Genomic DNA, 12,132 nt, shown 5'->3' with positions numbered 1-12,132 from the left:
AGAAGATGATTGAAAGCATCCTGCGCTTCTCCATTGAGCGGCGTTATTTCGTATTGTCCCTAATTTTTATTCTGGTGGGGCTCGGGGTTTGGAGTTACCAGAAACTCCCAATTGATGCGGTCCCCGATATCACCAATGTTCAGGTGCAGATTAATACTGAAGCACCTGGTTACTCGCCTTTAGAAGCTGAACAGAGAATCACCTATCCGGTAGAGGCGGCACTTGCCGGACTTCCCAATTTGGAGTACACCCGTTCGATTTCGCGCTACGGGCTATCCCAAGTGACCGTGGTTTTCAAAGAGGGGACAGATCTCTATTTTGCGCGAAACTTAATAAACAGTCGTCTGGGTACCATCGAGAGCAATCTGCCCCCGGGGTTGGAGCCGGAAATGGGGCCCATTGCCACCGGGCTCGGTGAGATCTTTATGTATACCGTGGAGGCTCTGCCCGGAGCAACCCAGCCCAATGGCCAGCCCTACGACGCCACTGCACTGCGGGAGATTCAGGATTGGATTATTAAACCGCAATTGTCTCTCGTTCCGGGGGTTACGGAACTAAATACTATCGGTGGCTATAACAAGCAGTATCACGTAACACCGGACCCCCGCCAGATGCTTAATTTCGGCGTATCTATGGAGGATATTGCCGAGGCTTTGCGTCGCAACAACGAAAGTCGAGGTGCTGGCTATCTGGAAAATAATGGACGCCAACTGTTAGTGCGTTCACCGGGACAACTACAGAATATCGGAGAAATTGAAGACGTAGTAATTACCAGCCGATCCGGGGTGCCGGTTAAAATTTCTGATGTTGCTGAAGTGGCTATTGGTAAAGAGCTGCGTACCGGTGCTGCTACGCGAGATGGTGAAGAAACCGTATTGGGCACCGCTATGATGCTGGTGGGGGAAAACTCCCGCGAGGTCGCGCGCAATGTGGCGGAAGCTTTGGAGCAAGTAAAATCCACTGTACCTGAAGGTGTAAAGGTGGAAGTGGTTTATGATCGCACGACGCTCGTGGACAAAGCCATCGCTACAGTACAGAAAAACCTTATTGAAGGTGCGTTGCTGGTAGTCGTCGTGCTGTTCTTGCTGCTTGGAAATATTCGGGCTGCCTTTATTACAGCTGCTGTAATCCCGCTCTCCATGCTCGCCACTATATTTGGTATGGTGCAAACCGGTGTTTCTGCCAACCTGATGAGTCTCGGTGCGCTCGATTTCGGTCTGATTGTCGATGGGGCTGTAATTATCGTAGAAAATGCGATTCGCAGGCTCGCCGAAGCCCAACAGCGCAAGGGCTGTAAGTTACCTCTGCAAGAGCGACTGGAGCTGGTATTCCAGGCCACCAATGAAGTGATTCGCCCAAGCCTTTTTGGAGTGTTGATTATCACGGTGGTGTATATTCCTTTGTTCACACTGACTGGTGTCGAAGGAAAGATGTTTCACCCTATGGCCGCTACTGTGGTTATGGCGTTATTGGCTGCATTGGTTCTGTCTCTCACCGTAGTACCAGCAGCGGTTGCTGTTTTTCTCACCGGGAAAGTCAGTGAAAAAGAAAATAAGGTGATTGTTGCTACTAAGTCACTGTACAAGCCGCTTTTAATTGCCGCAATGAAAGTGCGTTGGCTGGTACTATCAGGGGCTCTTGCTTTAGTACTGTTTTGTAGTTGGCTAGCTACTACTCTCGGTTCTGAGTTTATCCCTCAGCTTAATGAGGGCGATATTGCACTACACGCTTTACGTATTCCGGGGACTGGTCTCGAGCAGTCGGTGGAAATGCAGCGTCTACTGGAGCAGCGCATTAAGGAGTTCCCCCAGGTAGACAAGGTATTTGCAAAAATTGGTACTCCAGAGGTAGCTACAGATCCAATGCCTCCGAATGTGGCTGATAACTTTGTGATCCTGAAACCCAGAAATCAATGGCCCGATCCAAAACTGTCTCAGGAGCAATTGGTGGCAGAAATCGAAGCTGCCGTTCGAGAGCTTCCAGGTAATAACTACGAATTTACCCAACCAATCCAGATGCGTTTCAACGAGTTGATTTCTGGTGTGCGTGCAGATCTGGGCATCAAAGTATTTGGTGATGACCTGGACCAGCTTGTCGCTTCGTCTAATCAAATCCTGGGTGTGTTAGATGGAATTGAGGGTGTAGCCGATGCTCGAGTAGAGCAGGTTGAAGGTCTGCCAGTTCTCTCTGTAGTCCCCAAGCGTATAGCGCTTGCCCGCTATGGCATCGACCTGAAAACCCTACAGGACTTGGTGTCAACCGCAATTGGTGGGGAATCTGCAGGGCTGATTTATGAGGGTGACCGCCGCTTCCAATTGGTAGTAAGGCTGCCGGAAGGGCTGCGCCGGGACTATGAAAACCTTGGTGACTTACCTGTACCTTTACCCGCTGGTAGCCCGCTAGGTAGCTATGTGCCTTTGTCTGAAGTAGCCAATCTTGAAATGACACCGGCTCCCAATCAAGTCAGTCGTGAAAATGGCAAACGCCGTGTAGTGGTAACCGCGAATGTACGCGATCGCGATTTAGGATCTTTTGTGGAGGAGGCAAAAGCCCGAATCCAACAACAGGTGTCTTTGCCTGCCGGTTACTGGTTGGTATATGGAGGTACATTTGAACAACTGGAATCTGCAAGTACGCGTCTTTCTATCGTTGTCCCGCTGACGCTTTTGGTAATCCTCGGTCTTCTAGTAATGGCTTTCGGCTCATTCAAAGATGCCTTGATCATTTTTACAGGAGTTCCCTTAGCGCTAACTGGCGGGGTGCTAGCTCTATGGCTGCGCGGTATGCCTCTATCGATTTCTGCAGGGGTTGGGTTTATTGCCCTTTCTGGTGTTGCGGTTTTAAACGGCCTGGTAATGCTGTCATTTATTCGTCAGCTGCGGCAACAGGGCGGTGAGCTTTTGGTTTCGATTATTGACGGAGCAATGATTCGTCTTCGCCCTGTACTGATGACTGCTCTGGTTGCCAGCTTGGGGTTCGTGCCTATGGCATTGAATGTGGGTACCGGCGCAGAGGTACAAAGGCCCCTGGCCACGGTTGTGATTGGGGGGATTATTTCTTCCACACTTCTAACTCTGTTTGTACTTCCGTTACTTTATCGGATTGTGCATGGCAGGGAAAAAGCTGTTAAAGAGTATATGAGACTGAGCTAAGCTTCCGTGAGCACCTACTTCACCTTGAGGAGAAGTAGGTGCTCCCAAAGTGAATATAAATTTATTGTTAAAAGTGCTCTGATTTAGGACTTACAGTGAAGTTGGGGGTGTGTTTCTAACATCCACGGAGGCACTCTTTCGAGTGCTACACAGGATTGTAGCTTAACTGGGTTTCGGCAAGCCTGATTGGTTGCTTCTTGTGCTAAAGGTGGCGCTTATCCATGCGGACATGTTGACGCCTTGAAATAGTTAACTTTCAATGATGTATAAATATGTTTAGTGTATCTTTGCTTGGCTGTTTGTAAAGTAGTATTACATGTCACTTAATTCCAGTTTTTTTAGAATATTTATAAACCTTTCCGCAAAGTTTAAAATATTGTCCCTTTTGGTTAGTGGGTCACAGTATGAAAAAACAAATACAGAGTTGCGCATGGTTGAATAAGTTAATATTGAAATTGGGTGGGCGCCGTGGGTTTGAAGTGGAATTCCACTGACAATTTCAAAGTATTTCATTTCTGTATTAAGTGCTTTCATACTTCCTACATTAGAAACACAGATTCCCTCAGGAAATACTGGTTTATTATTTTCATATTCTTGTACGAAATCTATTATGTCATTCAACTTATAGTTTTGCGGGAATAAAAATTTGCAAGACTCTCCTGCCTCTGCTTGCCTATCAAGTTCAAACTGTAAGTATTGTGCTAATTGCCATGTGTCCTCTATGTCAATATCTGGCATTATCTCAAGGGTTGTTGCTGCAGAGAAGGCACCGATAGCACTAATTCCAATCTGTGAGCCACATAGATCCCTAACATCCATGGGTAGTAAGATACTTATCCAGTCCTTATGATTTGGCAGTATTTGAGCGGCTTGAATAGCTGCCGCACAAAATAGGGCTGTGGGCCTTACTTTATGACGTTTTCCCAATATTGCCAGTTGTGTAATTTCTTCTACGGGAAAAGCACGGTAGATGGCATGTCCTTCCCGCTCAGCAGCAAATGCAGGTTCCTCTACTGGCCACTTGAATAGATTGTTTTTAAATTGTGATGATTCTTTGTTTGCAAAATGTTTTGGAGAGTTGAAATAGCTTTCAACTGGATCATAAAGAGGTTGCTCTTCAAGTCTAAATGAATCATCACTTTTAAAATAAAGATCCAAGACATAGAATAAGGTCATAATTGACCGGCCATCCAAAGCTGCATGGCTACTAACTAAGGAAACCCATTCTACTTTGTCATCAGAATTGATATAGAAGGTAATAGTATAAGTACATTTGCTGACATCAAGCCCTGATTCGCCCCTACGATTGAATTCGTGTTCAAAATCTAAAGGTTTGTCGAGTCTTCTAATCTCAAAGGGGATCGATTCGAATGGTACGTCACACCGCCAACATAGCTGCTCCCCAGTCTCTACCCTTGCTTGTAGTAGGGGATATATTGTGTGAATCCAGGCAAATCCAGACTTTAGTTGCTCAATACTCATAGGGATGAGAACTTTGATAAATGAGATTATCAAGGTTCCGCCGCATGTTCTTCTTGCCAGCTCAGTAAACAGTACTTCCTCGGGGCCAAGTGCTCTGGAGAGCTCTCTGCCGGACATAGGGAGCCTCGCCTCTAACCTGTATTCATGTTATGTAAAGTAGTTGTTTCGGCCCTTAATCACAAAAAAGTTCGAAGCATCATTTGTGTTGATTGCGGCCAATTAAACAATGTATATATCAAACGGATGGACTTATGATGTATTTGACTTTACAAAAATTTAAATATGCTTGAGTTTATCTGTTTGGCTCAAGCTAGTTAGCCAAAATTTCAGGGTGAATAAAGTTAAAGTTTCAAGCAGACAGACTGTTTTAGTATGTCGATGAATAAATGTCGAGCTGGATTAAATAAAGTATCAGAGTTTCTGTAAGCCTGAGTGACTCTTGGGTAGAGAGCCTTGTTAAAGTTTGATTTCTCAATCCGTTAGCTATATTTTCTATTGGTGATTTAAATGATAATTTGCTGATACCACTGTTTGGAAACACTTATATATGTTAGAACAATTCTTTGAAGCCCTTCCTTTTTGGCCAATTTTACCGTTGGTGGCGGCAGCCTTTTTGATTGCTAAAGCTATTGTTATCGTTGAACCAAAACAGTACCACTTTGTTCTATTTTTAGGCAAATACTGGAAGACTGCTACACCTGGATTCAACCTGATTATTCCTTATCTATCTTGGGTTGATAAAAAGGCTTCTACAGCACTGCACGAAACGCCAGTAGAGCTTAGCTTGAAAACAAGTAATCATGTGACCTTTGGGTTGATTTTAAAAGTGCAACATCAGGTGGCCTCAGATGTGAGGCTCGCTTACAAGGCATTGTATGACCTGGAAAATTATCAGGCACAACTAAAATCTTTTGCAACGGATGCCGCTATTCCTGTTGCTAATGGCATTGAGCTTGAAGATGTTTATAACAAGAAAGAACAGATAGCGGATAAGGCCAAAGAGCGTCTTCGCCACTTTTTCCATGACTTTGGTGTTGAGATTGTCGATGTATTGTCAGATGAGCCACGCCTGCCGAAGTCGGTAGAGGTTCAGGCTAACAAAGTTATGGAAATGCAGCGGGAGAAGCAGGCCGCTACCTATGAGGCTGAGGCAATCCGGGAACGCGAAGTGGGTAAAGCTAAAGCTGATGGTGAGTCCGTAAAGATCCGTATGGAGAAAATGGGTGAGGCGCGACGGGTATATGCCGAAAGTGCTGCCGAGGCTATCAAGGCCCTTACCAGTGCAGGCACCAGCGCTGACGAAGCGCTGCGCTTTATGACTGCCATTGCGGATAATGATGCGCTTGTAACTGCCGCACGTCACGGCAGCACTGTGGTAATGGCTACCAGTCAGACGCAGCAAGCACCTGTCGCTTTGCCTTTACCTGATAAGTCGGCTGCGGTAGCAAAACAACGATCCTTGAGAGAGTCCGAGCCTGTTTAATAAGGTCGTCCGAGGGATAAGCCTTTGGGCTATCCTTTGGTAGCTTCAAAGTGAATGGCGATTTATATGCAGTGAGTGGGGCTGCCAGATGGCGCTTTATTAATTGTGAGGTTGCCTTTTGGATAGTGTTATTCTTGGGCTTGTTGTCTAGATAGGCTATAGACTGGAAAAGTTTAGGTCTAAGCCCTATTTATTATCACTAGCTCTGAGAGTTAGAGGTACTTTGCGAGTCTGTGTTTAATTTCCGCAGTAAATTTTCAATTTAGAAAAATATCGGAGGCTTAAAAATGTCTTATGCAGATGGATTTGTAGCAGCTGTACCCACAGACAATAAAGAAGAGTATATTAAGCATGCAAAAATTGCTGCAGAAGTATTTAAAGAGCAGGGGGCTCTAAAGGTTGTTGAAACTTGGGGTGATGATGTTCCTGAGGGCGAATTAACCTCGTTCCCTTTGGCGGTGAAGTGTGCAGGCAATGAAACCGTAGTGTTCTCCTGGGTCGTTTGGCCTTCTAAAGAAGTTCGAGATTCTGGGTGGCAAGCGGTTATGGATGACCCGAGGATGCACCCAGATCAGAACCCCATGCCATTTGATGGTAAGAGATTAATCTATGGTGGTTTCAATATTATTTTGGATAAATAAGGCATATTTGTAGGTTGTTGCAGCATGTCAACATGAGTGGTTGAGAGCAATATCAACTCTTTAGCCTGCGTTGCCATGAGATTGTATTTTAGTGGTACAAAGGTGTCGCAGACAGTTGGCATGCATGTGTCCTCGGAGTATAAATCTACTAAAAATACTTTAGATGAGGTGATAAAGGTGGTATACAAGGGCCTCTTTTTAATAAGCCACTTTGAATAGAAATTTCTAACAAATATGTACCCCAAGTTATCCAGAAGACTTAGAGCATTGATGATTGATTCTTTGGTGCTAGTTGTAGTTGTTGCCTTTTCAATAGCTGTTGGTACTAGCATCGGCTTAAAAAATGATGTGTACCAATCAGCTTTAATTCTAATGCCGATCATCTTATTTGAACCGGTATTGGTTTCGTTAACTGGTGGGAATGTTGGGCATCATCTAATGGGTATTCGTATCCGTAAGGTGGGAGCCAATAAAAAAATTAATATTTTTCAGGCACTTGTCAGGACGTTCTTTAAACTATTCTTAGGGGTTCCTTCACTAATCGCTATTCTTACATCAAAGAAGCGTCAAGCTGTGCATGATTTTCTCTCAGTGTCGCTAGTGGTTGTAAAGGACCCGGCTTCATTGCCAGGCTATGAGGTGCTTGATGAGCGCACTGAATCGCTAGACTATAAGTATCCAGGAAAGGTCCGGAGATTGGTTGTAGTAGGTGTATATCTATTACTTTCAATGCTCTTCGCATCCATGATTTCTTTTTTTCAGTATCGGAGCTGTGTGCTTTTAGGCAGATTTGCAGTCAGCTGGAAAGTTCTATGCAGTTTCTAATTAGTTTGTGCTTTTGGGTCTCGGCTTTTGTGCTTCCTTGGCTGGGGTGGTCTGGTCGCTTATATGGGGCGAGGAGAATAAGGCTGGAAGTTTACTAGTCTACTACCGATTTGCCTTCCCCTGAGGAGCAATGGTCAATTAAGGTGAGTTAAATGGCATTTGAAAGTTGGTTAGCCTTTTGCGTAATCGCACTCTTGGCGACTGCTACCCCAGGGCCTGCGGCACTACTGGTCTCTATCAATACTCTATCGGACGGTGTTAGAGGGGGTGTGTTCACGGCATTGGGTAATATATCTGGTTTGTTTGTTATGTCCGGGCTTTCAGTTATTGGATTGAGTGTAATTGTCCTTAACTCTTCCGTAGCGTTTACTATGGTAAAGATGATTGGGGCTGGATATCTGATTTATATGGGGGTTAAACTTTGGAAAAACGGAATAGGAAGGGCGGATTCTGCTGATGTAGCTTGTAATGCTAGGCGAGGCGCATTGAATTTGTATATTCAAGGGGGCTTAATTGCCTTAACGAACCCTAAAGCGATTATATTCACAACCGCGCTTTTCCCGCAATTTATTTCCTTGTCAGATCCACTCTTACCCCAGTTCTCCTTGCTGGTTTTCACTTTTATGGCATTATCTTTTAGTTGTTTGTTTTGTTATAGCTTATTAGTTTTTGGTACTAAAGAAAAATCCAGGAATATGGCCTCAAGTCGATTGCTCGGTCGTATATTTGGTTCCACTTTTGTTGGTGCTGGTTGTGTTTTAGTTGGCACATCAAAATAGGAAGGTGTATGTAAGAATATACAAAAATCTATGTTGGGTACTTCTGTAAAATATACAGCGCCCCTCCCGCTGTCAGAAGCAAGGTGGTAAGTAGGTCGCAGTTAGATGAGTAGGGTAAGCCGTACCCGTTGCTCTAAATGGAGCTGTGTACCCTCCCCAAAAAAATACAGCAAGTAGTTTCGCGAGTTACGTAGTATGGATATTAAAGATTATATTGAGTTGATTCATAGTTTTTCAAAGACAAATTTCGAACTTCAGGGAGGCGGAAACTCTATCTATTTTCGGTTGCAAGAGGAAAGGGATATTGTTTTTCCGAAAGAGTTTCAAGAGTATATAGTCCACTATGCGCCTGCACACAGTCAATATCTTGATGGCGTGGGCAATCCAATTGATCTTTATAGTGCCAGGCGCTTGTCATGGCTGATGAATGGATATAACTACAATCCAGTTGACAATCAGCCAATACCCGGTTGGGATAAAACTTGGTTTTTATTCGGCGATGAGGGGGCAGATCCAATCATTGTTGACTTGGCCGAAAGCAACCGAAATTCAAAGGTATATCGTGCCATGCATGGGGCTGGGGGTGGGATTTTAGGCCTATCGCCGATTCAATAGGGCAATTTCTACTATGCGCTTCAGCTCTACATCATGCGCTCTCCGGAATAGTTGACAAAGATGTACTTGTTGATGATGGATGTGGGTTTAATCTTCATGAAAGAAGTGCATCTTGGTTGTTTCCATTCTTTCGTCAATATGCGGATAAATATTACACAGATTGGCTTGCAGTATTTGATAATAGTTAGCGGAATGATTTATTGATAAATTCTTTATTATGGCTGCAACTCAAGGTTGATCTCAGTTTATGTGAAGGTACCTTGCTAAGCGCTTTTGAAATCTTGCTCATGAATAACTAGTACTTATGTAGTGAGGGAATACCCGGCTCACGAACAAGCTTCCCTCACATTTTTTGGCTTCTGTTGACTTTCCGGTACCTTTCCACTAGTTTCGCGACCACGATTAGAGGTGCCTTCTGCCCTGAATTGGCTGAGAAGGTTAAACGGGAAGTCCGGAAATCCGGCGCTGCCCCCGCAACGGTGATCCACCTGTATTCTGAGTGGTAAGCCCGATACCGGCCTCTTTTCTAAACACGATGGAGCGGAGGGCTACCATCTTGCAATACGATCTTTCGCGCTTCGGCGTGCCGCATTGCTATTCCTCCCTCGATCCCATGTGCTTTTGTCTTAGGGGTTGAAACTTGAAAAAATCTATATTGAGCCTGGCTGTACTGTCAGCCGTGAGCGCGCCGTCTTTTGCTGAATCCACTGTTACCGAATCTTCAATTCCAGACCTGGAAACCGTGGTTGTTGTGAGCTCCCGTCAGGGCGAGCCGCTGCGCCAGGTAGCTACTTCAGTAACTGTATTGGATGAAGAGCAGCTAAAAGAGCGGGGATTGGTGTCCCTTGCCGATGTTTTGCGCAGTGTGCCTTCCGTGTCTGTTACCAATACAGGGGGTATGGGCAAGACAACCTCCTTAAGGGTACGTGGAGAGTCCGGTTTCAGAACCTTGGTCCAGATAGACGGTATCGACATTTCTGACCCAACCGGCCTTCAGGCCGGTGCTCATATTGAACATATTATGAGCAGTAATTTACAGCGTGTGGAACTGCTGCGTGGCCCGCAGGGAATGCTCTACGGGGCCGATGCCGGTGGAGTGCTGGATATCTCGACTCGCCGCGAGGGTGAAGGGCAGCGCTTTGAGCTGTCTGCCGAGGGAGGTAGCTTCGATACTGAACGCTACAATGCCAGCGCTAGCGGAGCCAATGAAACATTGGATTATTTTGTTTCTGCAGCAGTGGCAGAAACCGATGGTTTTAATACTAGTAGTTATGACACCGAACTGAAAGATGACGACGGTTATGATAATGAAACCTTGCATGGCCGTGTAGGCTGGAATATCTCTGAGCAGTGGCGACTTGAGGCCGTAGCGCGGGATACCGATGCCTCAGGTGAATATGATCGCTGCGGTTGGTTTGTTCTTCATGACGATTGCAACTTTGAGTTTAGTCAGGAAAGTGCTCGTGTTAGCTTGGCTCACAAAGGTGAGGACAGCCAACAGGAATTAGCCTATACACGATCTGAATTGCAGCGTACCTATATCGATGAAGGTGTGACTTCCTATGAAGCAGAAGGTGATATCGAAAAGTTAAACCTAATGGGCTCCCACGGGTTTAGCCGCGAACATGGGGTAGTCTACGGGGTAGAGCATCGTGAAGATACTTCGGGAGACCTGGATCGGGATCAGTGGGCAGTTTATTCCGAATATCAGGGAAGCTATGCTGACAAGGCTTATATCACCCTTGGCCTTCGTCATGACAACAACTCCGATTTTGGCAGTTACAATAGCTTCCGCGCCAGTTCAGCCTATTTGTTCGAAGGTGTTGCCAACGGTACCGTAAAGATAAAAAGTAGTTATGGGACTGGCTTCCGTGCCCCAAGCCTGTATGAAGTTAACCACAACGCGACTGCATTTGATTGGTTGACTTTTACCCCATTAGAGTTGCCGTCCCTTAAGCCGGAAGAGAGTCAGGGTCTGGATCTTGGTGTCGAGTACTTCAATGAAGATGCACTGTATCTCGAATTTGTGCTGTTTGACCAAGTTATTGAAAATGAAATTGGCTGGAATGGGGATGCATTTGGTTATTTGCAAAGTAGTGGAACAAGCAAATCTCGTGGAGTCGAATTGGTTGCTGAAACACAGGTAACTGATACCTTGCTGTTATCAGCCAACTACACCTACACCGACGCTGAAGAAGCCGATGATTCTCCCCGAGCTCGTAGCCCCAAGCACTTGGCCAACCTAGGCTTCACATATAAGCCTACCAGTGACTTGAGTCTGGTTATGAACCTGCGCTCCAGTGCGGATGTGGTAGATAGCGATGGCACCTCGCTGGATGATTATCAAGTGCTGGATGCCAGTGTCCGTTATCAGCTGAACAACTCCACGACTGTATTTGTTCGCGGTGAAAACCTTACCGACGAAGATTATGTGGAAGTCACAGGCTATAACACTGCGGGCCTCGCCGGTTATGCTGGTGTGGAATTTAGCTTCTAAAGCACTTTCTTTTATAGGTTCTTGAACGAGGTGGCCATGTCGGAAGACGAGCAAAAACGAAATGCCAAGCACAAGCAGGCAATGCAAAAACACAAGGAGAAGGTTGATGCCAACATTGCAGCAGCCGATATCCAGCGTGGAGTTGCTGTCCTGCTCACCGGAAATGGCAAAGGGAAGTCGAGCTCAGCTTTCGGCATGGTGATACGCGCACTGGGTTACGGGCAGAAAGTGGGTGTGGTGCAATTTATTAAAGGCGCACAGCAATCTGGGGAAGAGCTTTTCCTTAAAAACCATTGCCCGGAAGTTACTCTCTATCAAATGGGCACCGGCTTTACCTGGAATACTCAGGATCGCACCAGCGATATTGTTGCTGCAGAGAGAACCTGGGCAGAGGCAGAAAAAATGCTCACCGATACCACCTATGACTTAGTGGTGTTGGACGAGCTCACTTATATGCTCGCTTACAAATACCTGGATGAGTCCAAAGTATTGGAGACTCTAGCCCAGCGGCCACAGGAACAGAGTTTGGTGGTAACTGGTCGAGGTGGTGGTAGTGCACTACAGGAGCTAGTGGATACGGTATCTGAAGTGAAAGATGTTAAGCACGCTTTTAAAGCGGGCATCAAAGCCCGCAAAGGCGTAGATTACTAGGTTGTTT

General features: G+C 45.7%; 9 protein-coding genes and 1 riboswitch. Of the genes, 8 read left to right on the top strand and 1 reads right to left on the bottom strand.

Annotation, left to right across the window (positions count from 1 at the left end; genetic code table 11):
• Positions 1–5 precede the first annotated feature (5 nt).
• On the top strand, positions 6–3,152 hold the full coding sequence (locus P0078_RS03250) for an efflux RND transporter permease subunit (protein WP_282933043.1): 3,147 nt from the start codon (positions 6–8) through the stop codon (positions 3,150–3,152).
• Between the two features lie 312 nt (positions 3,153–3,464).
• Here the strand turns inward: P0078_RS03250 and P0078_RS03245 are convergent, their stop codons facing one another.
• Entirely contained in the window at positions 3,465–4,751 is a 1,287-nt protein-coding gene (locus P0078_RS03245) for a hypothetical protein (RefSeq protein WP_282933042.1), read from the bottom strand.
• Between the two features lie 430 nt (positions 4,752–5,181).
• On the opposite strand from P0078_RS03245, the gene P0078_RS03240 reads away from it, so the two are divergent.
• From P0078_RS03240 to cobO, 7 genes are all read left to right on the top strand, one after another.
• Positions 5,182–6,117, top strand: coding sequence for an SPFH domain-containing protein (locus P0078_RS03240; protein WP_282933041.1), 936 nt, complete (start codon positions 5,182–5,184; stop codon positions 6,115–6,117).
• Positions 6,118–6,404: 287 nt separating this feature from the next.
• Positions 6,405–6,758 carry a DUF1428 domain-containing protein gene (locus P0078_RS03235; RefSeq protein WP_282933040.1) on the top strand — a complete coding sequence of 118 codons (354 nt, stop codon included), beginning with the start codon at positions 6,405–6,407 and terminating at the stop codon, positions 6,756–6,758.
• 234 nt (positions 6,759–6,992) lie between these two features.
• Positions 6,993–7,583 carry an RDD family protein gene (locus P0078_RS03230; protein WP_282933039.1) on the top strand — a complete coding sequence of 197 codons (591 nt, stop codon included), beginning with the start codon at positions 6,993–6,995 and terminating at the stop codon, positions 7,581–7,583.
• Positions 7,584–7,735: 152 nt separating this feature from the next.
• Positions 7,736–8,362: a LysE family translocator gene (locus P0078_RS03225; protein WP_282933038.1), complete on the top strand. Its 627-nt coding sequence runs from the start codon at positions 7,736–7,738 to the stop codon at positions 8,360–8,362.
• Between the two features lie 195 nt (positions 8,363–8,557).
• Positions 8,558–8,977, top strand: coding sequence for a hypothetical protein (locus tag P0078_RS03220; RefSeq protein ID WP_282933037.1), 420 nt, complete (start codon positions 8,558–8,560; stop codon positions 8,975–8,977).
• Positions 8,978–9,366: 389 nt separating this feature from the next.
• A riboswitch (cobalamin riboswitch) is annotated at positions 9,367–9,514 on the top strand.
• Between the two features lie 103 nt (positions 9,515–9,617).
• A complete protein-coding gene (locus P0078_RS03215) occupies positions 9,618–11,474 on the top strand; it encodes a TonB-dependent receptor plug domain-containing protein (protein ID WP_282933036.1) in 1,857 nt (618 codons plus the stop codon).
• Between the two features lie 36 nt (positions 11,475–11,510).
• Complete coding sequence (cobO, locus tag P0078_RS03210; RefSeq protein ID WP_282933035.1) at positions 11,511–12,125, top strand: cob(I)yrinic acid a,c-diamide adenosyltransferase; 615 nt, start codon at positions 11,511–11,513, stop codon at positions 12,123–12,125.
• Positions 12,126–12,132: the final 7 nt, after the last annotated feature.

It is taken from the genome of Microbulbifer sp. VAAF005 (assembly GCF_030012985.1).
Classification (GTDB): domain Bacteria; phylum Pseudomonadota; class Gammaproteobacteria; order Pseudomonadales; family Cellvibrionaceae; genus Microbulbifer.
Note: the sequence above shows the minus strand (reverse complement) of the source record. Positions and strands in the feature narration are given on the sequence as shown.